The organism is Brachybacterium sp. UMB0905, from assembly GCF_002871795.1.
Classification (GTDB): domain Bacteria; phylum Actinomycetota; class Actinomycetes; order Actinomycetales; family Dermabacteraceae; genus Brachybacterium.
Genome location: NZ_PNHL01000003.1, coordinates 1 through 23098, shown reverse-complemented (window position 1 = coordinate 23098; position 23098 = coordinate 1). Strand labels below are relative to the sequence as shown.

General features: G+C 68.9%; 23 protein-coding genes. 12 read left to right on the top strand and 11 right to left on the bottom strand.

All coding sequences use genetic code 11. From position 1 onward, the window contains the following. Window positions 1-540, top strand: a 540-nt coding sequence (gene uppS, locus CJ197_RS03095; RefSeq protein ID WP_102235304.1) for a polyprenyl diphosphate synthase, incomplete at its 5' end; no start/stop codon positions are given. A 119-nt stretch (window positions 541-659) separates the two neighbouring features. Continuing rightward, window positions 660-2234: a PhoH family protein gene (locus tag CJ197_RS03090; protein ID WP_233190625.1), complete on the top strand. Its 1575-nt coding sequence runs from the start codon at window positions 660-662 to the stop codon at window positions 2232-2234. Window positions 2235-2383: 149 nt separating this feature from the next. Here the strand turns inward: CJ197_RS03090 and CJ197_RS03085 are convergent, their stop codons facing one another. Both CJ197_RS03085 and CJ197_RS03080 read right to left on the bottom strand, forming a co-directional pair. Further along, on the bottom strand, window positions 2384-2614 hold the full coding sequence (locus CJ197_RS03085; RefSeq protein WP_102235303.1) for a hypothetical protein: 231 nt from the start codon (window positions 2612-2614) through the stop codon (window positions 2384-2386). Continuing rightward, on the bottom strand, window positions 2584-2769 hold the full coding sequence (locus tag CJ197_RS03080; RefSeq protein WP_102235302.1) for a hypothetical protein: 186 nt from the start codon (window positions 2767-2769) through the stop codon (window positions 2584-2586). Before CJ197_RS03080 ends, CJ197_RS03085 begins: the two co-directional genes overlap by 31 nt. 845 nt (window positions 2770-3614) lie before the next feature. Here CJ197_RS03080 and CJ197_RS15475 point away from each other — a divergent pair. After that, window positions 3615-4103, top strand: a complete 489-nt coding sequence (locus tag CJ197_RS15475; protein WP_233190624.1) for an endonuclease domain-containing protein — start codon at window positions 3615-3617, stop codon at window positions 4101-4103. A gap of 226 nt (window positions 4104-4329) precedes the next feature. On the opposite strand, the gene CJ197_RS03070 is transcribed toward CJ197_RS15475, so the two are convergent. The 3 genes from CJ197_RS03070 to CJ197_RS03060 form a co-directional block, all read right to left on the bottom strand. Then, entirely contained in the window at window positions 4330-5160 is an 831-nt protein-coding gene (locus CJ197_RS03070) for a hypothetical protein (RefSeq protein WP_146007691.1), read from the bottom strand. A gap of 97 nt (window positions 5161-5257) precedes the next feature. Then, on the bottom strand, window positions 5258-6673 hold the full coding sequence (locus CJ197_RS03065; RefSeq protein WP_102235299.1) for a class II fumarate hydratase: 1416 nt from the start codon (window positions 6671-6673) through the stop codon (window positions 5258-5260). 110 nt (window positions 6674-6783) lie between these two features. Continuing rightward, entirely contained in the window at window positions 6784-7695 is a 912-nt protein-coding gene (locus tag CJ197_RS03060; RefSeq protein WP_102235298.1) for a carbohydrate kinase, read from the bottom strand. A 149-nt stretch (window positions 7696-7844) separates the two neighbouring features. On the opposite strand from CJ197_RS03060, the gene CJ197_RS03055 reads away from it, so the two are divergent. Continuing rightward, window positions 7845-8492: a DUF4245 family protein gene (locus tag CJ197_RS03055; protein WP_233190623.1), complete on the top strand. Its 648-nt coding sequence runs from the start codon at window positions 7845-7847 to the stop codon at window positions 8490-8492. A gap of 77 nt (window positions 8493-8569) precedes the next feature. On the opposite strand, the gene CJ197_RS03050 is transcribed toward CJ197_RS03055, so the two are convergent. Beyond that, window positions 8570-8878 carry an exodeoxyribonuclease VII small subunit gene (locus CJ197_RS03050; RefSeq protein WP_102235297.1) on the bottom strand — a complete coding sequence of 103 codons (309 nt, stop codon included), beginning with the start codon at window positions 8876-8878 and terminating at the stop codon, window positions 8570-8572. Further along, a complete protein-coding gene (xseA, locus tag CJ197_RS03045; RefSeq protein WP_102235296.1) occupies window positions 8875-10233 on the bottom strand; it encodes an exodeoxyribonuclease VII large subunit in 1359 nt (452 codons plus the stop codon). The genes CJ197_RS03050 and xseA overlap by 4 nt, the downstream gene beginning before the upstream one ends. Window positions 10234-10370: 137 nt before the next feature. Between xseA and CJ197_RS03040 the strand changes: the two genes are divergently transcribed. Both CJ197_RS03040 and CJ197_RS03035 read left to right on the top strand, forming a co-directional pair. Beyond that, a complete protein-coding gene (locus CJ197_RS03040; RefSeq protein WP_102235295.1) occupies window positions 10371-11375 on the top strand; it encodes a 4-hydroxy-3-methylbut-2-enyl diphosphate reductase in 1005 nt (334 codons plus the stop codon). A 135-nt stretch (window positions 11376-11510) separates the two neighbouring features. Next, entirely contained in the window at window positions 11511-13520 is a 2010-nt protein-coding gene (locus tag CJ197_RS03035; RefSeq protein WP_233190622.1) for a VWA domain-containing protein, read from the top strand. 53 nt (window positions 13521-13573) lie between these two features. On the opposite strand, the gene CJ197_RS03030 is transcribed toward CJ197_RS03035, so the two are convergent. Further along, window positions 13574-14788, bottom strand: coding sequence for a DNA recombination protein RmuC (locus tag CJ197_RS03030; protein WP_102235294.1), 1215 nt, complete (start codon window positions 14786-14788; stop codon window positions 13574-13576). Between the two features lie 153 nt (window positions 14789-14941). On the opposite strand from CJ197_RS03030, the gene CJ197_RS03025 reads away from it, so the two are divergent. The 5 genes from CJ197_RS03025 to CJ197_RS03005 all read left to right on the top strand — a co-directional run bounded on the left by CJ197_RS03025 (window position 14942) and on the right by CJ197_RS03005 (window position 18023). After that, on the top strand, window positions 14942-15418 hold the full coding sequence (locus CJ197_RS03025) for a cupin domain-containing protein (RefSeq protein ID WP_102235293.1): 477 nt from the start codon (window positions 14942-14944) through the stop codon (window positions 15416-15418). 125 nt (window positions 15419-15543) lie between these two features. Further along, window positions 15544-16629 (top strand): redox-regulated ATPase YchF, encoded by a 1086-nt coding sequence (ychF, locus tag CJ197_RS03020; RefSeq protein WP_102235537.1) that lies wholly within the window; start codon window positions 15544-15546, stop codon window positions 16627-16629. A 108-nt stretch (window positions 16630-16737) separates the two neighbouring features. Next, a complete protein-coding gene (locus tag CJ197_RS03015; protein WP_102235292.1) occupies window positions 16738-17046 on the top strand; it encodes a HigA family addiction module antitoxin in 309 nt (102 codons plus the stop codon). Continuing rightward, window positions 17043-17582: a GNAT family N-acetyltransferase gene (locus CJ197_RS03010; protein WP_199173860.1), complete on the top strand. Its 540-nt coding sequence runs from the start codon at window positions 17043-17045 to the stop codon at window positions 17580-17582. The genes CJ197_RS03015 and CJ197_RS03010 overlap by 4 nt, the downstream gene beginning before the upstream one ends. A gap of 111 nt (window positions 17583-17693) precedes the next feature. Next, window positions 17694-18023: an XRE family transcriptional regulator gene (locus CJ197_RS03005; protein ID WP_102235291.1), complete on the top strand. Its 330-nt coding sequence runs from the start codon at window positions 17694-17696 to the stop codon at window positions 18021-18023. A 296-nt stretch (window positions 18024-18319) separates the two neighbouring features. On the opposite strand, the gene CJ197_RS03000 is transcribed toward CJ197_RS03005, so the two are convergent. The 3 genes from CJ197_RS03000 to coaE form a co-directional block, all read right to left on the bottom strand. Then, the gene (locus tag CJ197_RS03000) at window positions 18320-18517 is read right to left on the bottom strand and encodes a hypothetical protein (protein ID WP_102235290.1); all 198 of its coding nucleotides are present in this window, start codon (window positions 18515-18517) and stop codon (window positions 18320-18322) included. Continuing rightward, complete coding sequence (locus CJ197_RS02995; RefSeq protein WP_102235289.1) at window positions 18514-19170, bottom strand: SDR family oxidoreductase; 657 nt, start codon at window positions 19168-19170, stop codon at window positions 18514-18516. Before CJ197_RS02995 ends, CJ197_RS03000 begins: the two co-directional genes overlap by 4 nt. A gap of 123 nt (window positions 19171-19293) precedes the next feature. Continuing rightward, window positions 19294-21669 (bottom strand): dephospho-CoA kinase, encoded by a 2376-nt coding sequence (coaE, locus tag CJ197_RS02990; RefSeq protein ID WP_102235288.1) that lies wholly within the window; start codon window positions 21667-21669, stop codon window positions 19294-19296. 208 nt (window positions 21670-21877) lie between these two features. On the opposite strand from coaE, the gene CJ197_RS02985 reads away from it, so the two are divergent. Beyond that, on the top strand, window positions 21878-23098 hold a 1221-nt coding region (locus tag CJ197_RS02985; protein WP_102235287.1), incomplete at its 3' end, for an anhydro-N-acetylmuramic acid kinase.

The following is a 23098-nucleotide window of genomic DNA, read 5'->3' as shown; positions in this document are numbered from 1 at the left end:
GTGTGGATGCTCTCCACCGACAACCTGCGCCGCCCGCCAGAGGAGCTCGTGGCGCTGTACGAGATCATCACCGACACCGTGGACCGCGTCCTGGAGGCCGGGTACCGGGTGCACCTGGCCGGCAGCCCGCAGGACCTCCCGGAGGGTGTGCGCGCCGCGATCACCCGCGCCCAGGAGGATGCCGCGCCCCGCAAGCACCTGGCCGTCAACGTCGCCATCGGCTACGGAGGGCGCGAGGAGATCGTCGGCGCTGTCCGCGAGCTCGTCACGGACCTGGCCGCGCAGGGTCTGCAGGGTGAGCAGCTCGCCGCCGCGATCACGGCCGAGGGGATCGGCGAACACCTGTACACCCGCGGTCAGCCCGACCCGGACCTCATCATCCGCACCTCCGGGGAGCAGCGCCTCTCCGGGTTCCTGCTGTGGCAGTCCGTGCACTCCGAGTACTGGTTCTGCGAGACCAACTGGCCGGGCTTCCGCCGCGTGGACCTGCTGCGAGCCCTGCGGGACTACTGCCACCGCGAACGCCGCTACGGGGCCTGAGGAACACAACTCCCGATGACGATCGGGTGAACGTCCGCACCGCGCCGCCACGACGTGCCCGAGCGCGGGGACCGGCGCCGCTATGGTCCATGCAAGCGCACGATCACGGGGAGGCTCCCATGGACGAGACCATCACCGCCCGCGAGACGATGCCCGCCGGCACCGGCCCCGCACCCTCACCGGAGAGGACAGGTCCCAGCGCCCCCGTCGGCACCGCCGCGTCGGCCAGCAGCGCAGCCACGTCGGCCAGCACAGCCGCGGCGGCCGACACCATGGCATCGTCCGGAGCTGTGGCACCGAGCGGCACGGTGGTCGATGCCGGCCCCGCGAATCCCGATGGCACCCCCGTCGTGCCCTCCCTCGCCCCCGGCACCGCCCAGCAGGTCCTCGCGGAGCTCGAGACCGGCGTGATCACCTACGTGCTGGACACCTCCGTGCTGCTCAGCGACCCGCTGTCCCTGCACCGCTTCGCCGAGCATGACATCGTGCTGCCGATCGTGGTGATCACCGAGCTGGAGGCCAAGCGCCACCATCCCGACCTCGGCTACTTCGCCCGCCAGGCCCTGCGGATCCTCGATGACCTGCGCGCCCAGCACGGCAACCTCTCCGTGCCGCTGCCTATCGGCAAGGACGGCGGGCACGTGCATGTGGAGCTCAACCACATGTCCGTCGCCTCGCTGCCGGACGGGTTCCGCCTGGGTGACAACGACACCCGCATCCTCGCTGTCGCGAAGAACCTGCAGCTCGAGGGCAAGAACGTGGTGCTGGTCTCGAAGGATCTGCCCATGCGCATCAAAGCCTCCGCCTCCGGCATCCACGCGGAGGAGTACCGGGCGGAGCTTGCGCGCGACCGCGGCTACAACGGCATGGCCACCGCCGAGATCGACGAGCAGGCCATGAAGGACCTGTACGACGGGGAGCTCGTGGACGTCCCCGAGATCGCGCACCTGCCGATGCACACCGGGCTGAAGCTCACCAGCCCGCGCGGTTCGGCCTTGGGCCGGCTGACCAAGGACAAGCGGGTGCGCCTGGTGCCCGGGGACCAGACGGTGTTCGGGGTGTCCGGTCGATCCGCCGAGCAGCGCATCGCCATCGACCTGCTGCAGGACGAATCCATCGGCATCGTGTCCCTCGGCGGCCGGGCCGGCACCGGCAAGAGCGCCCTGGCCCTGTGCGCGGGGCTCGAGGCGGTCCTCGAGCGGCGCAGCCAGCGCAAGATCATGGTGTTCCGGCCGCTGTTCGCGGTGGGCGGGCAGGAGCTCGGTTACCTGCCCGGTGACCAGAGCGAGAAGATGGGGCCCTGGGGGCAGGCCGTGTTCGACACGCTCGGCTCGATGGTCTCGCAGAACGTCATCGACGAAGTGCTCTCGCGCGGCATGCTCGAGGTGCTGCCGCTGACCCACATCCGCGGCCGCTCCCTCCATGACGCCTTCGTGATCGTCGATGAGGCGCAGTCGCTCGAGCGCAACGTGCTGCTGACGATGCTCTCGCGCATCGGCCAGAACTCCCGCGTGGTCCTCACCCATGATGTGGCCCAGCGCGACAACCTGCGCATCGGCCGCTACGACGGGATCGCCTCCGTGGTCGAGGCGCTCAAGGAGAAGGACCTGTTCGCCCACATCACCCTGCAGCGCTCCGAGCGGTCCAAGGTCGCGGAGTTGGTCACCGACGTGCTGGATGCGCCGGTGCTGTGAGCGGCGACGGGGCCCGGCTAGCAGCCCAGCAGCTCCTCGCTGTAGGGCTCCCCGGCGTCCAGCTCGCGGGTCCGGGCATCCAGCAGTCCCTGTGCGGCGCGCAGATGCTCCATGCGCTCGGCGAGGTCCTGCTCGAGCGCGCGGCGACCTCACCGATGAGCAGAGACATGCCAGCAGTACAGCACGAGAGCAGGCGCGAGCAGGAGCGCCCGCCCCAGGTGGTGGGAGATCGTGAACTGTCCGATCGCATGGCCCCACAGCAGCGGACCGAGGATGACCAGTCCGGTGGCGGCGATCCCGGCCGTGCGCGCCAGCGCGGTGAGGGCATCGCCGGGAGCGGGCTGGCGCGCTACTGCGATCGCGAGGCCGAGGGAGGCCACGCAGGCGAGGGCCCGGTGATGTAGGCCGTGGTCGGCAGGGCGAGCTGCGCGCCGGCGATACCGGTCTCAGCGGCTCCCTGGCGGAGGGCCAGCAGGGCGAGCAGCTGCATGGCGGTTGCGAGGGTGAAGGGGAGCAGGGCGAGATGGGTGATCATGCGCAGAGCACATCACTTGGAGTGCGCTCTGGGTCAAGGGGAGGCTCAACGGGCGGGGAAAGCGGCGTCGGCTGCCCTGCCGCTGGAGGTGTGGCGGGCAGGCCGCGTCGGGGACGGGCGTCTTGTGGAGCACGGCGGTTCCAGTCCGGTTCGACCACATCGCGGACGGGCGCCTGGCAGACATAGCTGGCATATATGCCACCTCCTGCCGCTATGCGCCATCGCGCGACGGTGGCTCCCGAGTACGGCGGTGCACGCGCCGCGGACCAGGCTCCTGCTCGACCGGTCGGGCCCCGGCTCCGGCTCCTGCTCGACCGGTCGGGCCCCGGTCCAACACCCTCCACAATGCCCCGTCATCCACAGCCGCTCTCATCGTCACCTCTGACGACGGAGACGGTGCTGGGCTGGGGGACATGAAGGTACGCGGCGTCATTCTCAAGACTGAGCTGTCTGGGCTCCTGCCGGAGCTACGCGAGCGGCGGGCTCTTGTGCGACAGGGCGTGATTCGTCCCGTCGGACAGTGGTACGTGACCGCGGAGGCCCCGGCTGACCTGGTGGCCGTGCTCGGGCAGGGGTTGCGCCCCACCTGCCTGGATGCCGCGGCGCTGCACGGACTGTGGGTCCCGCCCTCACAGGGCGTGCATGTGTACCGGCCGCGTGCCACGGGGGACACCGTGACAGGGCTCGCGCTGACACCGATCCGTCGGCGACGTGAAGCGCGAAGCGGCCAGCTCGTCCCCCGAGAGGATGCCGCCACGGGCCGCCTGTGCGCACCGGAACCCGCTGTGCTGCATGGTTCAGGACTGCGTTCGTGGCCGGACTCGGAGCCCGTGCCCGGGATCATCATGACGCTGCAGCATGCAGCGCGTTGCCAGAGCCTGGTCTATGCCGCAATCCTCATCGAATCCGCACTGGAACAAGGCGCTCTGAGGCGTGCCGAGCTCCACCAGGTTTTCGAGCCACTGCCTGGACGGCTGAGAGAGTCGCTGTCTCGCGTGCGCTCTGACGCGCAGTCCGGCACCGAGACGGCGGTGCGGTGGTGGCTTGAGCAGCGGGGCGTGCCCGTACGGAGCCAGGTCCAGATCCTCCGCGGTGTGCGCGTGGACTTGTTGGTGGGGAACACCTGGGTGATCGAATGTGACAGCAGGCAGTTCCATGACGACCCTCTGCAGTACCAGCGGGATCGTGAACGTGATCTCGCGCTTGCGGCCAGGGGTTACCGCGTCACGCGGCTCACGTGGGAGCAGGTCTTCATCACCTGGGAGAACACCACTCAGATGCTTCAGGAGATCCTGCGCCGCCGCGAGCATCGCCGGGCCCTGCCGGCCGCGTGAGGCGGTGGGGGAAGCACTGCCCTTGCCCTGTCAGGTGAAGGCGGTGGGGCGTCATGGGGTGGCGTGTGAGGGACGGTGGTGGTGTATGTGCCAGCTGTGCAGCGCTGGCGCCCGCCGGTGACGTTGTGGCGGCTCAGAGACTGTCGCGCCCGTGCCGGCCGAGGGTCACCGCTGCGGACCCTGCTGCGCGAGATGCCTGCCGAGTCGCGCCCGTGCCGACCGAGGGTCACCAGATCCCATTGGTTGAGGCTGCGCCCGTGACGCTCGAATAGTTGCCGCTGACGCGGGAATCGAGCGTGGTGCCCGCGGAGAGGGGGCCGCTGGACAGGGGACCGCTGTATACCCACTCGACCGGGGAGTCCCAGGCGGACAGCCGTTCCGCGTAATAGTCGAAACACTCGACTCCCACCCCGAGAGATTGGAGGTAGGACCACGACGGTGCACCGGACTGCGCCAGGGGAGTGACCTCGAGATAGCTCGTCAGGCGCTGGCCGATGACGCCGGTCCCGCCGCCGCCGAAGCCGATGGCCAGATCCGCTTCGTTATCGCCGAGACCCTTGCCGGGGAGCGGATCACTTCCGGAGAACTCCCAGCGGATCTTGTGATGGACTCCGCCCTCTGCTCCGGTGACCGGCATGCTGTCATCCCGCGTTCGCGTGCCCCAGCTGGTCCGCACCCCGGTGAGGCTTCGCCGGTTGGTGACGGTCCGAGTCTCCGCGGCTCGCACCGCGATATCGATCTCCAGCGGGAAGTCTTTCGAGAACGTCATGGTGCAACTCGAAAGGTTCTTGATGTTCACGTAGGCATCGGTCGCAGAGGAATCATTCGCCGCAAGCGGCTGATAGAAGTTGATCTCCAGCGTGATGGGCCTGCCATTGCACTGCAGCTGTTCCTCTGCCTGCTGGAACGCGTCATCGATCAGCTGCACCGACTTCGACGGGCAGGCCGAGGCGGCGATCGCGGGAGCTGTGGTGGCGAGCACAGTGGTGGGCAACGTCCACGCGACGCCGCGCGCGAAGCGGCGGCGCGAGAATGACCGCGGTGCATCGTGAGACATGGACTAAGTCCAACGGATGAATCTGGACAGGTCCAGAGTGTCTTATGGAATCAGGGCTGCCCCACGGCTGTTCCGCCCGCCGCCCGGAAGGCCCGCCTCAGGCCGTCGGCGCGGTCATCGACAGCACATCCAGCGCGTCATCGAGCTGCTGTTCAGTCAGCTCGCCGCGCTCCACGAAGCCGAGCGCCAGCGCGGCCTCCCGCACGGAGATCTGCTCGGCCACCGCGTGCTTGGCGATCTTCGCCGCATTCTCGTAGCCGATCAGCTTGTTCAGCGGCGTGACGATCGAGGGGGAGGCCTCGGCGTAGAACCGAGCCTTCTCCTCGTTGGCGACCAGGCCATCAACGGTCTTGTCGGCCAGCACGGTGGACGCGTTGGCGAGCAGGCGGATGGACTCCAGCAGGCTCGTGCCCATCAGCGGGATCTGGACGTTCAGCTCAAAGGCGCCCTGCGCGCCGCCCCAGGCGATCGCCGCATCGTTGCCCACCACCTTCGCGCACACCATGAGCACGGCCTCGGGGATCACCGGGTTGACCTTGCCGGGCATGATCGAGGAGCCGGGCTGCAGATCCGGCAGCGCAAGCTCGCCCAGGCCAGTGTTCGGGCCCGAGCCCATCCAGCGCAGGTCATTGGCGATCTTCGTGACGGACACGGCGATGGTGCGCAGCGCCCCGGACATCTCCACCAGGCCATCGCGGTTGGACTGGGCCTCGAAGTGGTTGCGCGCCTCGGTCAGCGGCAGCCCGGTCTGCTCGCACAGGTTCGCGATGACCTTCTGCGGGAAACCGGCGGGGGTGTTGATGCCGGTGCCCACGGCGGTGCCGCCCTGCGGGACCTCCGCGGTGCGCGGCAGCGCCGCCTCGACCCGCTCGATCCCGTAGCGGATCGACGCCGCGTAGCCGCCGAACTCCTGGCCCAGCGTCACCGGAGTCGCGTCCATCAGGTGGGTGCGGCCGGACTTCACGACGTCCTTCCACGCCTCCGCCTTCACCTCCAGCGCCTCCGCCAGATGCGCGAGGGCCGGCAGCAGCTTCTCCACCACGGCCTGGGTGACCGCAACATGCACGGAGGTGGGGAACACGTCGTTGGAGGACTGCGAGCAGTTGACGTGGTCGTTGGGGTGCACCTCGGTGCCAGCGCGCGTCGCGATCGTGGCGAGGACCTCATTCATGTTCATGTTCGAGGAGGTGCCGGAGCCGGTCTGGTAAACGTCCACCGGGAACTGGTCATCATGCGCCCCGGAGATCACCTCATCGGCCGCGGCGACGATCGCGCGGGCGACCGCCTCATCCAGCACTCCGAGCTCCTGGTTCGCTCGCGCCGCGGCCTTCTTCACCTGCGCGAGGGCGTGGATGTGGGCGCTCTCCAGACCTTGCCCGGAGATGGGGAAGTTCTCCACCGCGCGCTGGGTCTGGGCGCGGTACAGGGCGGCCGCGGGGACGCGGACCTCACCCATCGTGTCGTGCTCGATGCGGAACTCGCTGTCGGTGCTGGTGGCGGGGGTCTGGGTCATCAGTGGTTCTCCCTGGGAGGTCGGGTGCGCGGGGCACGGGGAATGGCGGCACGGTCATTGTGCGCGCCCGGGGAAGGGCCGACGGTGCTGTGCGCCGTCGGCCCGATCGGTCAGGTCAGCTCGTGGCTCCAGGGCGGGTTGGCCCCGGCCCGTGAGACGGTGATCGCCGCGAGTGCTGCGGCGCGGCGCAGCACGGTGGCGAGGTCATCGGAGGGCATGCCGGCGATCTGCTCGCGGCGGTCCGCCCCCAGCAGGTCCTTCGCGGCCAGGGCGTCGAGGATGCCGGCGGAGAAGGTGTCTCCGGCGCCGACGGTGTCGACGGCCTCGACGGGCACCCCGGCGACTTGCACGCGGCCGGCATCGGCGAAGCCCACGGCGCCATCGCTGCCGCGGGTGAGGACGGTCAGACTCGGGCCCAGGCGGCGCCAGGAGCCCACCACATCCTCGACGTCTACGGTGCCGTACAGCCAGGCCACATCCTCATCGGAGGCCTTGACCACATCGCACAGGGCGATCATCGCTTCGATGCGTTCGCGGACGTCGTCGGGCTCACCCATGAGGGTGGGGCGGGCGTTGGGGTCGTAGCTGATGGTGGCGCTCTCGCGGTAGCGGCGCACTATGTCGGCGACGGTCTGCGCGCCCGGGTCCAGGACAGCGGCGATCGAGGAGGTGTGCACGGCATCGACCTGCTCGGGCAGGCCCGTGGGGTCCACCTCCCAGGTCAGATCGAACTCGTAGCTCGCCGCGCCCGTGGCATCGAGGGTCGCGGTGGCGGCGGAGGTGGGGGCGTCCACGGAGCTGCCGGGGGTGAGCTCGACGTGCGAGGCCTGCAGGTGATCACGGATCTGGTCGCCGCGCGCATCGCTGCCCACGCGGGTCAGCAGTGAGGATTCATGGCCCAGGCGTCCCAGCGCCACGGCCACGTTCATGGGCGAGCCCCCGGGGTGCTCGGCGCGGGCCCCCTCGGCATCCACGACGATGTCGGTGAGAGCTTCTCCGGTGATGAGGAATCTGGCGGTCACCCGTCGATCATCGCAGGTTTCGCGACTGCCTGCGACCACGCCGGTGCCGGGTGGGGGAGCAGTTCGCGCTATCGCGCGGGATGTGCCCGGGCAACCGGATCTCGGCAGGGCCGGAAGCAGCGCCTCCTGAATCCGGGGACAATGGGGGCATGCAGGATTCCTCCCCCGATAGCCCGACTTCCGGATCAGGATCGGTCCCGGCAGCGGGCCCGGCGGCCCCCGCCCAGCAGCCCCGTCCGAAGTCCGCCTATGAGCTGCCGTCGCGCAAGAACACGGTGCTGCGCAACATGATCTGGGCGCTCGCGCTGACGGTGGCCGTCGTGGTGGTCGTGGGCATCGCGTTCTTCGGGGTGGGCAGCGATATGGAGCGCACGCCGCTGCCGAACTCGGAGGTCGATGTCGCGCAGAGCGCGCAGCGCGCTGAGGAGATCGCGCCCTTCCCGGTGGCGGTGCCGCAGATGGGGGAGGAGTGGAGCGAGCAGTCGGCCCGCTTCACCGATGGCGAGCAGCCCCGCTGGAGCATCCGCTACTCCTCACCGCAGGGATCGCTCGTGACCCTGGTGCAGGAGGCGGAGATCGGGGCGCCGCTGCTGTCCTCGGCGCTGCCGGGTGCGACGGTCAGCGAGGAGCTGACGATCGAGGGCGCCGACTGCCAGGTCCTTACCGGCAGCGGCGAGGGAGCCGGACGCACCGGCATCACCTGCCAGGCCGAGGACACCGGGCTGCTGGTCCACGGTGAGGCCCCGCGCGAGGAGCTCGAGGAGCTGGCGACCGCTGCTCTGACCTCGATCCGCTGAGCTTGATCTGCTGATCTCGATCCGCTGACGCTGGCGCTCACGCCGGAGCCCTTGCGCGCACGCAGGAGTCCCCGCTCTCAGCTGTCTTCCTGCTCGGCTTCGCGGCGGGCCGACACCGCATCCTCGAGGCGTTCGCGCGCCCCGTCGAGCCACTGCTGGCAGCGCAGGGCCAGCATCTCCCCGCGCTCCCACAGGGCGATGGACTCCTCGAGCCCGCCCTGCCCGGACTCGAGTCGCCGCACCACCTCGACGAGCTGGTCACGCGCGGCTTCGTAGCTGAGGTCGGCGATGTCCGCGGGCAGCTCGGCCTGCCCGGCGGTATCAGGGGTGACGAGCCCGGCAGCGGCCTCGGGCGCGGTATCGGTGCTCTGGGAACGGGGGCTCATGCGGTCTCCTCGGAAGAATCAGCGGTCGTGGGGTCGTGGGGGTCAGCCGATGCGGCGGGTGCCGTCGGTGGGATGTACGGGTCCTCGGCGGTGCGCTCCGCACCGAAGCGGCCGCCGGCCACGCGGATGGACAGCGCCTGGCCGATCTCCACGCCCTCGGGGCTGCGGATGATCGCGCCATCGGCCTGCTGCACTACGGCGTAACCGCGCTCCATCGTCGCGAGCGGACTGAGGGAGCGCACCTGGGCATGCAGATGCTCCGCTTCATCGGCCGCGCGATCCAGCCGCGCCCCCACCAGGGTGCGGGCCAGCGCGATCCGTGAGCGGATCTCTTCGGCGCGACCGGCGAGGATGCTCGAGGGATCCTCCAGCACGGGCCGGGAACGCAGCGCATCTAGCGCTGATTGTTCGCGCTCGAGGCGGCTGCGCACGGCAGAGCGCAACCGGCTGCGCGCCAGCTCGAGCTGCTCGAGCTCCGCCTGGATATCGGGGACGATGCGTTTGGCGGCGTCGGTGGGGGTGGAGGCCCGCACATCGGCCGCGAGGTCGATCAGCGGGGTGTCCACCTCATGGCCGATCGCGGAGACGATCGGGGTTCGGGCCGCCGCGACCAGACGGGTCAGCTGCTCATCGGAGAACGGCAGCAGATCCTCCAGGGAACCGCCGCCTCGCGCGATGACGATCACCTCCACGTCCTCGCGGGCATCGAGCTCCTTCAGCGCCGCGGACACCTCCCGCACCGCCTTCACCCCCTGCACGGCGACCTCGCGGATCTCGAAGCGCACCGCGGGCCAGCGCCGACGGGCGTTGACCACCACATCCCGTTCCGCCGCGGATTCTCGCCCGCAGATCAGTCCCACCACCTGCGGTAAGAACGGGAGCGGCTGCTTGCGTCGCGCCTCGAACAGCCCTTCTGCGGCGAGGGTGCGCCGCAGCTGCTCGAGCTGTACCAGCAGCTCCCCGAGTCCCACGGGACGGATGTCATCGGCCTCCAGCTGCAGGGATCCGCGCTTGGTCCAGAACGTGGGCCGGGCATGGACCACCACGCGCGCCCCAGCCACCGGCTCGACCGGCAGGGAGCGCAGCACATGCTCCCGCACCGGGACCGAGAAGGACATATCCACCTCGACGTCCCGCAGCGTCATGAAGCTCAGTCCCGCACCGGGCCGACGATTCAGCTGGACGATCTCGCCCTCCACCCACAGCGGGGACATCCGCGCGATGTACTCGCCGACCTTCTGCGAGAGCATGCGCAGCGGCCACGGGTTCTCCGCCGTGGTCTCAGCGGCCTTCGCGGCGAGGGGGCGCCGGGGCGGTGGCTGCGCGTCGGCAGCGGAATCAGCGGTGCTCTGCATGACCCCCACTCTTCCACGCACCCCCGACGAAGACGGCCCCGCCGGCCCGGATTGTGGATGGAGGGGCACTGTGGAGGACCGGTGAGGAGTGCCCCACCTCATCGCCCCGCTGCCCCTTCACCTCCTACGATGGAGCGGTGAGCACCGGAACCGTTCTTCTTGCCGAGCCCCGCGGATACTGCGCAGGCGTCGACCGTGCCGTGGTCGCCGTCGAACGCGCCCTGGAGCACTACGACGAGACTGTCTACGTGCGCCACGAGATCGTCCACAACAAGTTCGTGGTGGATCGGTTGCGGGAGAAGGGCGCCGTGTTCGTCGAGGAGGTCGACGAGATCCCCGAGGGCTCCCTCGTGATCTTCTCCGCCCACGGCATCTCCCCGAAGGTCCGCGAGATGGCTCAGGCGCGGAACCTGCGCACCATCGACGCGACCTGCCCGCTGGTCACCAAGGTCCACAAGGAGGCAGTGCGCTTCGCCCGCCAGGACTTCGACATCCTGCTGGTGGGCCATGAGGGCCATGAGGAGGTCGAGGGCACGGCTGGGGAGGCCCCCGAGCACGTCCAGATCGTCAACGGCCCGGAAGACGTCGACCAGGTCACCGTGCGCGACCCCGAGAAGGTGGTGTGGCTGTCGCAGACCACCCTCAGCGTCGACGAGACCATGGAGACCGTCGACAAGCTGCGCGAGCGCTTCCCGACGCTGCAGTCCCCGCCGAGCGATGACATCTGCTACGCCACCCAGAACCGCCAGGTTGCGATCAAGAAGATCGCCCCCGATGCGGATCTCGTGCTCGTGGTCGGCTCTCCGAACTCCTCGAACTCGGTGCGCCTCATGGAGGTGGCCAAGGAGGCCGGGGCGAAGGCTTCCCACCGCATCGACAACGTCTCCGAGCTGCGTGACGAGTGGTTCGAGGGTGTGCAGACCGTGGGCGTCACCTCCGGCGCCTCCGTCCCGGACATCCTGGTCCAGCAGCTGCTGGCCGAGCTCGCCGAGCGTGGCTATGGGGATGTGCAGCCCGTGCGCACCGCGACCGAGGACCTCATGTTCTCCCTCCCGCGCGAGCTGCGGCAGGAGATGAAGACCCGCGGAGAGACTGACCGCCGCACCAAGCCCACCGGAGACCGCGCCACCGCCGAGTCCTGAGCTGCGGCCCCGGGCGGCCCGCTGCTCGATCACCCCGCAGCCCCGGTGGCCCGTCGGCCCTCCGTGAGCGGATCGGAAGCGGATCGGGAGCGGACCGATGCCCGCCCGGGCCGTCCCGTCCGTCATGATGGACCGGTGAGCTCCCGCCTTCTTCTGCGCCCGCTGTCCGCGCTGCTCGTGGTGCTGCTCGTGAGCGGCCTGTCTCTGGCCGTGCCCGGCATGCTCACCGCAGCGCGCGCCGAGGGCTACAACACCGGTCGCACCGCCCCGTCGATGCTCGTGCTGGATGCCTCTGGCTCCATGCGCGACCAGGACGTGGGCGGGCGCAACCGTATGGACGTCGCCAAGGAAGCGATCACCACCCTGGTGCCGATGCTGCCCGAGGACGCGACCGTCGGCCTCATGACCTACGGCAACTCCGATCCGCAGACCGCCGCGAGCCAGGAAGCCGGCTGCAAGGACGTGAAAATGCTGGTCGCCCCTGAGGGGTTGGACCGTGACGCCCTCATTCGTGAGACCGAAGGCGTCAAGCCCGCCGGGTACACCCCCATCGGTCTGTCCCTGAAGAAGGCCGCGAAGGAGCTTCCGGAAGCGGAAATGCGCTCGATCGTGCTGGTCTCCGACGGGATCGACGAGTGCGGTGGCCCGCCCGCCTGCGAGGTCGCGAAAAACCTCGTGAAGAAGCATCCTGAGCTGCGCATCCACACGATCGGCTTCAAAGCCGAGCAGGAGGCGCGCGATGAACTGGCCTGTATCGCCGAGGCGACCGGCGGCACCTTCGCCGATGCCTCCGATGCGGAGACTCTGCGCGATGAGCTGCTGGTGAAGATGACCCGCGCCATCCAGAACTATGCGACCAATGGCCAGCCCATCACCGGGGGCACCAGCGCCGAGGACGCTGTGGACATGGTGCCCGGCTCCTACCTGGACGTCCTTGAGCATGGCAGCCCCCAGATCGACGATGGCGAGGGCTTCAGCCGCTTCTATCGTCTGCAGCTCGCCCCGGGGGAGATCGCCCACCTGAGCGCCACGATGGTGCTGCCCGGCGGCGATGGGCAGACCAACCGGCTGGCGCAGCTTGCGCTCAGCACGTCCAATGCCGACGGGGTGGACTGCCGGATGGGTGAGGTGCAGGCGCGGGCGGAGGCGGATCTGGGGGAGGGCCCGATCACCGCGGCGATCGACACCCCGCGGATGGGCCAGACCGAGAACCTCACCTGTTTCGGCGCCGACGCCGACGGGTCGGTGATCCTCGAGGTCGAGCGCACCGGCGACCCGTCGATCGACGAGGCGGTGCCGGTGGAGATCCAGTTCTTCGCCGAGGAAGAGGTGGACCGCGACGGCCTGCCGCCCGCTGCGCAGCACGTGCGCGCCCACGATCCGCTGCCGGCCCCGAAGGACGGTGCGCAGATCCAGCCGGGCTTCTCCTTCGCCTCCGCCGTGCCGGCGCAGGATGGGCCGATGCGCGGCACGATCATCCCCGGTGAGGTGCAGTTCTTCCGCATCCCCGTGGAGTACGGGCAGCAGGTTCGCGCCGCCCTGCGGCTGGGCGAGTTCGACGCCCCGAAGGGCATGGAACTCAGCCTGCAGGCGAAGCTCATCTCCCCGTTGCGCGATGGGGTCTACACGGTGCAGCCACCGGTGACCGATGCGAGCGTTCGCGGCTTCTCCGGAAAGGCCAAGCCCGGCCTGGTGATGCAGCTGAACCAGGCCACGCCCGTGCAGTTCAAGAACCGGGAGGGCGGTGGCACAGAGGCGCGTAGCTCCTTCCTGGCCGGTGACTACTACCTGCAGGTGGCGATGGTGCCCTCCGATTACACCGCGCAGCGGCTGTTCGAGGTGCCCTATGTGCTGGACCTGCAGACGGTGGGCAAGGCCGGGAAGGGCCCGGAGCTGACCGGACAGGGGGCGACCTCTGCGGAGGACCGCACCGCCGCTGCCCCTGGACAGGCCCCCGAGGCCTCCGACGGCGGGGGTGATCCGGTCGCCTCCGATGGGGGTGTGGACCTCGAGGCGCCGCCGGCATCGAAGGATGGTGGCGGGGTCCCGACGGTGCTGTGGGTGATGCTCGGCGGTCTCGCAGCCGGCGTGGCGCTCGCCGGGATCACGATCGGCGCCGTCGTGCTGGTGCGGCGCCTGCGCTGATGGCGGCGGGGCTGATCGGGCGAGGCTGAGCGTCGCGCGCGGACGGGGCGGGCTCAGGCGCTGTGGCGGTCCTGCTGCTCCTGTGTCGCCTCGCGGTGATCCCCCGTGGCGAGGTCGGCGATCTGCGCGTCATCCAGGGTGCGTGAGCGCTGCGTGAGCTGCTCGATCTCCGGCAGTGCGGTGGCCGTCAGGTCCATGTCTTCGAAGCGCCGCGCTGTGACCATCACCCGGGACTGGAGGGAGCCGACGGTCTCGTTGAACGCCCCGACGGAGGCATCGAGGGAACGTCCCAGCCGGGCCAGATGAGCGGTCATGGTGCCCAGGCGATGGTGCAGCTCCCGACCGGTCTCCAGCACGGTGCGGGCATCGCGATTCAGGGCATCGGTGCGCCAGGTGTGGGCGACGGTGCGCAGCAGCGCCATGAGCGTGGACGGTGAGGCGATCACGACGTCCCGCGCGAAGGCGTGCTCCAGCAGACCCGGCTCGGCCTCAAGAGCGGCGGCGAGCACCCCGTCGCTGGGCACGAACAGGACCGTGAACTCGGGGGTGTCGCCGAGGGCCCGCCAGTAGCCCTTGGTGGAGATCACGTCGACGTGTTGGCGCAGCGCCTTCGCATGTGCGGCCCGGCGCTTGGCCGCGTGGGCGGGATCCGTCATCTCGAGCGCATCGAGGTAGGCGTCCATCGGCGCCTTCGCATCCAGGGTGATTGCCCGCCCGCCGGAGAGGTGGATGACCAGGTCCGGACGCTGGGCACCCTCCCCGTCGGCCCTTTTCCCGGTGAGCTGCTCAGTGAAGTCCACGTGTTCGAGCATGCCGGCGGCCTCGACGATGGTGCGCAGCTGCACCTCGCCCCAGCGGCCGCGGGAGGTGGGGGCGCGCAGCGCGGAGGTCAGGGCCTGGGTCCCGGTGCCCAGCTCTCGGGTCTGCTGCGCAAGATGCTGCAGGTGGGCGCGCAGGGAGCCGTCGGCCTCGCTGCGGGCCTCCTCGGTGCGGGCGAGGGAGCGCTCCATCTGATCTAGGGCCGCGGTGATCGGCGCGAGGGTGCGCTGCATCCGGGCCTCACGCTCGTGATCCGAGGCGTCCCGCAGGGCGGTGTCGCGCTCGAAGCGTTCATCGGCCAGACGGGCAAGGGTGCGCGCGGTCTGCTCCTGCTGGGCGGCGGTGTCCGCGGCGGCGCGCAGACGATCGCGCAGCAGCAGCCAGGCCAGCACGGCACCCAGCAGCAGTCCGATGACAAGGCCCAGCATCAGCGCGACAGAAGTGGTCATGTTCCCACTGCACCACGGGGGTGTGACAGATGAGTTCTCGACACGCGTGCTCGACGGTGTCGGTCCCAGGCCACGAGATAACCGACCGATCGTCCCTCGCGCGGTGAGCCAGCTCTCACTACGGTGGAGGCAGGACGACGGAAGGAGCCTGACATGGCCGTGACGGACAACGGACCCCAGCCCAACGCTTTCGACATCGAGACCGAGACCCGCAGCAACGATGCGTACCGCACCGTGGCATGGACCGGGAAGTACCTGCAGGTGACGCTGATGTCGATCCCGGTGGGTGGGTCGATCGGCCTGGAGATCCACCACGACACCGACCAGTTCCTGCGCGTGGACGCCGGGAAGGGCCGCGCGGTGATGGGCCCGGCGGAGGACCAGCTGGACTACCAGCAGGATCTCGAGGACGGGTGGAGCGTGCAGGTGCCTGCCGGGGTGTGGCATGACGTCATCAACACCGGTGATGAGCCGCTGCGCCTGTACTCGGTGTACGCGCCGGTGCACCACGCCCCGGGGATCGTCCAGCAGACTGCCGAGATCGCGGAGCTGGATGAGACCTCCGGCAAGGATGAGCCGCCCAGCTGGAGCGTGCAGCCCCCGGCCCAGAAGCCGGACGAGCACGCCTGATCGAGTTAGCGCCGACGACCGGGCCGCGCTACGAGCGAGGCCCGGCCATCCGCGTGCCGGGGTGTGCACTACCTGACCCGTGGAGAGCCTGAAACCCGATTGGCGGGCCCGTAGACTTGCCTGCCGTGGCTCTTACTATCGGAATCGTGGGACTACCCAACGTCGGCAAGTCCACCCTGTTCAACGCTCTGACCCGCGCCGAGGCGCTCGCCGCGAACTACCCGTTCGCAACGATCGACCCGAATGTGGGCGTGGTGCCGCTGCCGGATCCGCGGCTGGGGCAGCTCGCGGAAATCTTCCACAGCGAGCGGCAGCTACCGGCGACGGTGTCCTTCGTGGACATCGCCGGGATCGTCAAGGGCGCCTCCGAGGGGGAGGGGCTGGGCAACAAGTTCCTTGCCAATATTCGTGAGGCCGACGCAATCTGCCAGGTCACCCGGGCGTTCTCCGATCCGGACGTCACGCGCGTGGAGGGGTCCACCGACGCGGCCGGGGACATGGAGACCATCACCACCGAGCTGATCCTCGCGGACCTGCAGACCATCGAGAACTCCCGCCAGCGTCTGGAGAAAGAGACCAAGCGCGGGCTGCTGGACGCCGCGGTGCTGGAAAACGTCGACAAGGCACAGACGCTGCTGGAGAGCGGCACCACCCTGTACCGCGGGGCGCAGGGCGCCGGGATCGACGTCACCCAGCTGCGCGAGCTGCAGCTCATGACCGCCAAGCCCTTCATCTACGTGTTCAACACCGATGAGGAAGGCCTCGCGGACAGCGAGATGCAGGAGCAGCTGCGCGCGCTCGTGGCCCCCGCCGAGGCGATCTTCCTGGATGCCAAGTTCGAGTCTGAGCTCGTGGAGCTGGATCCGGAGGAGGCCGCCGAGATGCTGGAGTCCACCGGTCAGGAGGAATCCGGCATGGACCAGCTGGCCCGCGTGGGCTTTGCGACCCTGGGCCTGCAGACCTACCTCACCGCTGGCCCCAAGGAGGCCCGCGCCTGGACCATCCCGCAGGGCGCCACCGCGCCAGAAGCCGCCGGCGTGATCCACACCGACTTCCAGCGCGGCTTCATCAAGGCCGAGATCGTCTCCTTCGAGCAGCTCGTCGAGGCCGGGTCCATGGCCGCCGCGAAGGCCAAGGGCTGGGTCCGCATGGAGGGCAAGGACTACGTCATGCGCGACGGGGATGTCGTGGAGTTCCGGTTTAACGTCTAGCGTTATTGACGAACTCCTCCATAGACTGGTCTCGCGATCAGATCGATCGGCAGCAAGGACACCGAGCGGATCTGGCATGAGGAGTACGTCAAGCGCGTCGACCGGACGGTGCAGCGGGCGACCCTGCGGAAGCTCGAGCTGATCCACCCTGGAGAGATCCTCATGGAGGACTTCATCGAGGGGTTCGGGATCACTCAGAACAAGCTCGCGGTCTCGATCGGTGTGCCGCCGCGTCGGATCAACGAGATCGTGCACGGCAAGCGCGGGATTACCGCTGATACGGCGATCCGGCTGGCGCGCTACTTCGGCACATCCGAGGAGTTCTGGATGAACCTGCAGTCGAACTACGAGCTGCGGCTCGAGCGTCGGGCGCTGCGTGACAAGGTTGCGGCGATCACCCCGCTGGAGGTCGCGTGAGCACTGTGCTGTCAGTGTGGCTGCGTCGACTGCGCGGTACGGATGCTCCGGCTGTCCTCGCGGCGTTCACCTCGAATACGGACATGGCGCGGCAGGGCGAGGTGACCACCCTCGCCGCCGCGGAGGACTACGTGAATCGCCTGATCGCGGACGACTCGCCGCACGAGGCCTGGGCACTGGTCGAATGCGACGAGGTGATCGGTCTCGTCTGCGTCACCGTCGACGAGGCGAACCGCAGTGGCTGGTTCTGGTACTGGATGACGTCGTCAGCGCGAGGTCGTGGCTGGATGAGTCGGGCTGCGGCGACCATCGCGGACTGGGCGCTGACAGAACGCGGGCTGGATCGTCTCGAGCTTGGGCATCGCGTCAACAATCCGGCCTCGGGTGCTGTGGCCATCAGGGCAGGGTTCGTCCCGGAAGGTACCGAGCGGGAGAAGTTCCTGGTGGACGGCGAGAGGATCGATGTCGATACCTACGGGCGATTGCGATCAGACCCGGCTCCGCGCTTCGTTCCCGTCGCGATGCGCTCGGAGTGACGGTGAACCCGCAGGCGGTTCTCCGTGACGTAACCCGGTTGAGCTCCGCTTCAACGTTGAGCGGGTGCCCCACCCATTGCAGTTTCTGCTGCTCGGTCTGATACTTGAAGCATGACGATGTGGAAAGTGTCTAATGACTGGCTTGATCGGCACACAACCCAAGACCTGGCATACCGAGTCCGGGTGCGTGTTATAACGCCGAATGAACTGGACTCCGCGTGGGCGCGCATTGTTGAAGAGCACGGTTCTGATGCCGAGGGTGTTGTGCCAATCGGCGGGGCTGCGCTCATCCGGGTCAACGACTGCGAGGCTGAGGCCATCAGCGGGGGAGAAGACGCCCTTGACTCTCTTGAGTGGGCGGTCAACGACGTTCTCGGTGAGGCCCTCAAGGGGGCCGAGGTGCTCGTTGTCAGCGAAGAGCGTTCCCTCGTCATCGACTAGGGAACGCTCTGCGGCTGCTTCTGAAATCAGCTGTGTGGTTATTGGGGGGTCATGCCCGATGCCCGGTCAGCTTCTTCAGCGGTCCTGATGAACCCTGCGTTTGCCTGCGGCAGCCAGAAGAACGCAATCAGAAGATCGAAATGATGGCCGTTGAGACCGTTCCGCCACCACCGGACCAGAGGCCTGCGACGGGGCGATCCCCATGTTGCTTCGACGCCTTGACATCGCCGTGGCGTGTAGCGGCGCACGTCACCGCAGCGGGCAAACCCCGCTGCGCGCCAGCGGGAAGGCGACCGCTACCGGGCCACGTGACTCTCGCGGTGCGCTGTGCGCATGGCGAGGAAGGCGCTGACCAGCAGCATCAGCGGGTACATGTAGCCCACGGGGTCCACGCTGCAGGGGCCTCTCACGGCGAGGACCATGGCGGAGGCAGCGATGCCGATCACGATCGCGAAGAGAACGCCCGCCCGGTGTGCATTCTCGAGGCAGTTCACGCCTCCCGCATCGCCTCGGCGATGTCGGTGGAGCCGTCGATGTACTCGATGGTCTTCGCCACCGTGCTGGGTTCCTCGAGAGCGGCAACGATGGTGCGCGCGACGTTGCCGCGGGAGACCTCCATGGTGGCGTCCGACGGGAGCGGTGCGATATCGATCTTTCCCGACGGTTCCTCGACGGTGAGGGCCGACGGGCCGAGGATCGTCCACTCCAGCGAGGTGCCCCGCAGGTGGGTGTCGGCAGCGGCCTTCGCCTGCGCATAGGCGTAGAAGCCGTCGCTCTCCGGGACGCCGTGGTCAGGCCTGGCGCCGAAGTAGGAGACCATCACGTAGCGGCGAACACCGGCCTGCTCGGCCGCGTCCATCGACCGGATCGCAGCGTCGCGGTCCACGGCGTAGGTGCGGTCAGGGTTGCCGCCGCCGGCGCCTGCGGACCAGATCACCGCGTCCTTGCCTCTCAGAGCGCTTGCGAGGTCATCCTGCGTGGCCTGCTCGATATCAAGCACGAGCGGTGTGCCGCCCGCGGCCTCGACCTCCGCCGCGTGGTCGGGGTTGCGGATCACGGAGGTGACGGTGTGGCCCGCCTGCGTGAGCAGGGGAGTGGCCAGCAGAGCGACCTTCCCATGCCCGCCGATGATCAGGTAATCAGCCATGGTGCGTCCTTTCAGTCGGGTTTGGACTCCCACCGGCCGCGGCGAATCATGCTCCGCCAGGCGGTACCGATGGCGTCTTCGCCAGTGTGCGAGGTGAACCGAACAGGAGTGCTCCCGCGCGTCTCAGGGAGCCTCGAGAGCTTCACCCTCCCATGTCACGTCGTCGTTCTCGACCACACGCTCGGCCCAGAACTCGTCCACGGACGCCCGCAGATGCTCCAGGTCGCCGTCGTTCTCGATCACCGCATCAGCGGCCTCGCGGCGCTCCTCCTCATCTGCCCGGGCGTCGATCCGATCCCACGCTTCGGCAGTGGTGAAGCCGCGGTCCTCCAGGCGCAGGCGGCGTGCCTCCGCGGGAGCTTCGACCGCCAGCACCACATCCACGAGCGAGGTGGACCCGGTCTCCACCAGCAACGGCGCATCGATCACGACGATCGCATCCTCACCGGCAGCCTTCGCCCGCGCGGTCGCGATCTCCTGAACGCGCGGATGGACGATCTCCCACAGGCGCTTGCGTGCCGTGGAGTTCGGGAACACCACCGCGCCGAGCTTCGGGCGGTCCAGTGTCCCGTCGGCCGCGAACACATCATCACCGAACACCTCGCGCACCTCCGCGAGGGCCTCCGCGTCATCGGTGAGCACCTCGCGGGCGATCGGGTCCAGATCGATCACCACCGCCCCGTGCTCACCGAGCATCGAGGCCACCTGAGATGCGCCCGAGGCCGCCGGGCCGGTCAGCCCGATGATCAGCTGCGGGCGGCCCTCCTGGGTCTCGCGCCAGGCCCGGGTCTGCGGCTGGTACAGGTCATACTCCGGCTCTGTGCCCACCTCGTACTCGGGGTGGCGGGTGTACTCATCGGCATCGAGGGTGTTCTCCTCGAGGCGACGGTCGTACTCCTCCGGCGGCAGCACCTGCTTCCACTGGCGGGTGCGGATGGGCTGCGCGGCACCGGCGTCCTCCCGCAGCGCCTGGATCACCATGAGGATCTGTCCCAGCGTCATGAGGATCACCGGGAAGCCGATCACGATGATGACCTCCTGCAGGGCGCCGAGCCCGCGCTCACCGGAGGTCAGCACGATCGCGGCGCACACCGCACCGATCCCCAGCGCCCAGAACACAGCCTGACGCTTGGGGGCCGGCTCTTCGTGGCCGTTGGCCATCGAATCCATCACCAGTGCGCCCGAGTCGATCGAGGTGATGAAGAACAGGACGATCACCACGGTCGCGACCACGGCGGTGACGCCGTACAACGGGTAGTGCTGGAGGAACTGGAACAGCGCAGCCTGGACGTTCCCCTCCTCCACGATGGTCTGCGTGAGCGCTCCGCCGCTCTCGGCATCGGGCGCGGTGGCGCGGTCCTGGACCACGCCGTTGTAGCCGTAGATCGCCATCCAGATGATCACGAAACCCGTGGGCAGCCCCAGGGAGGCCAACACGAACTCACGGATGGTGCGGCCCTTGGAGATCCGCGCGAAGAACATGCCCACGAACGGCGCCCACGTCACCGTCCACGCCCAGTAGAAGACCGTCCAGTCCCCGGACCAGCCGCCCCCGGCCAGGGTGTCGTTGAAGAAGGCCAGCACCGGCAGGGAGCCGATGTACGAGCCGGTGGACTCCACGATCGCCCGCATCGTCGAGGAGCTCGCCCCGCACATCAGCACGAAGATCAGCAGCGAGATCGCCAGCAGAATGTTTGCGTAGGACAGGCGCTTGACGCCCTTGTCCATACCGGCCAGCACACTGATCACCCCGATCCCGGTGATCACCGCGAGGGTGGCGGCCTGCACCCAACCGGCCACCGGGATGCCGAAGACGTAGTTCAGACCGGAGTTGATCTGCAGCGAGCCCAGACCCACCGAGACGCCCAGCCCGAACACGGTCGCCACGATCGCCATAATGTCGATCGCCTTGCCCCAGGGGCCGTGGATGCCATCGCCCAGCAGCGGCTGGAACGCGGAGGACACGCGCGGCGGCAGCTTCCGCTTGTACGTGAAGTAGCCGAAGGCCAGGCCCGGGACCACGAAGATCCCCCACATGTGCAGTCCGAAGTGGAAGTTCGCGATGTTCAGCGCCTGCGTGGCGGCCAGGTCGCTGAACGGCTCGGTGCCGGACATCGGCGGGTTCGCGTAATGGTTCATCGGCTCGGCGACGCCCCAGAACATGAGCACGGCACCGACGCCCGCGGCGAACAGCATCCCGAACCAGGCCAGGCCCGAATACTCGGGGGTGGCATCATCATCGCCCATCTTCACGCGCCCGTACCGGCTGAACGCGACGCCGAGCGCGGCGATCACCATGAGGGTGATCGCGAGCGTGAAGATCCACCCCACCTCATAGCGCAGGAATGTGGAGATCACCCCGAAGAATCCCTGCACAGGGCCGGGGAAAATGCTCATCGCCAGGGTGAAGACGATGATGATCGCGGCGGAGCCGAAGAAGATCGACGGCGTGGTTCGTAGCCCGAGGGCCTTGCTGAGTCCGGAGGTCTGTGTAGACACGGAGCGGGGTCCTTCGTCGTCGGAATGCGCAGCGCTCAGGTCCCTGCTGCTCTGCGCGACCTACGAGAGTAGCGGATAACTGTCCGCCTGGTGGGAGGGTTGTCCGATGGATGAGAGAGCGGTGGGGTGCGGTGGTGCCGGGCCGGGGCCGATAGATTCGCCGCATGCAGCGGACATCTGCCGACGACCCCACACGCCGGGAGCTGACATGAACATCATCGGTCTGATGACCGGCACCTCCGCCGACGCCCTCGATATCGCCCTGGTGAACATCGCGCTCACCGCCGACGATGTGCTCGAGCTGCGCCTGCTCGACGCCGGTGAGATCCCCTTCGGGGACGATCTGCACCGCGACATCCTGCGGCTGCTCTCCCCGGAGCCGGTTCCGCTGTCGCTGCTCAGCAGCGTCGATGGCCGCCTGGGGCGCTTCAGCGCACACGCGGTCCAGCAGCTGCTGGCTCGAACCGGGGCAGGCTGCCAGCTGATCGTCTCCCACGGGCAGACCGTGCGACATGACGTCGATGCCGACGCCGTCACCTCCACCCTGCAGATCGGCCAGCCCGCCTGGATCGCCGAGGCTACCGGGATTCCCGTCCTCAGCGACGTGCGGGCCCGGGATGTTGCCGCCGGCGGGCAGGGGGCTCCGCTGGTCGGCTTCCTGGACCAGCTGCTGCTGGCTGACGCCGAGGAGCCGACGGCGCTGCTGAACCTGGGCGGGATCGCGAACATCACCGTGGTGGCGCCCGGGCAGGACCCCCTCGCCTTCGACACCGGACCCGCCAACGCACTGATCGACCTCATGGCCGCGCGTCTCACCGACGGTCGTGCCGACCACGACCACGACGGGGCGCTCGCGGCCCGCGGCACCGTGGATCCCTGGCTCCTCGCGGCCTTGCTCGAGGATCCCTACTACGCGCGGCCTGCCCCGAAATCCACCGGCAAGGAGCATTTTCATGCCGCCTACCTGGATGAGCAGCTGCGCACGCATCCCGGGGTGGCCGGAGCGGACGTCATGGCGACGCTGACCGCGCTGACCGCCCGCACCGTCGCAGACGCCTGCCGCGACCACGGGGTGCGGCGCGTGATCGCCTCTGGCGGCGGCACCCGCAATCCCGTGCTCATGGATCAGCTGCGCGCCGAGCTGGGAGAGGACACGGAACTCACCACCACCGACGCGGCGCTGAACCTGCCAGAGGGCGCGAAGGAGGCGTGCCTGATGGCGCTGCTGGGCTGGCTGAGCTGGCACGGCCTGCCGGGCACGATCCCGTCGGCCACCGGTGCCGCGACGGCGACAATCACCGGCCGCCTCAGCCCTGGAGCGGAGCCTTTGCAGCTGCCGCCCCCGCTCACCGCAGCTCCCCGTGGGCTTACCCTTCTGTTGTTGACACCTGAGATGGCGGGTCGTGGTGACCTGCGGGAGGTTGTCGTC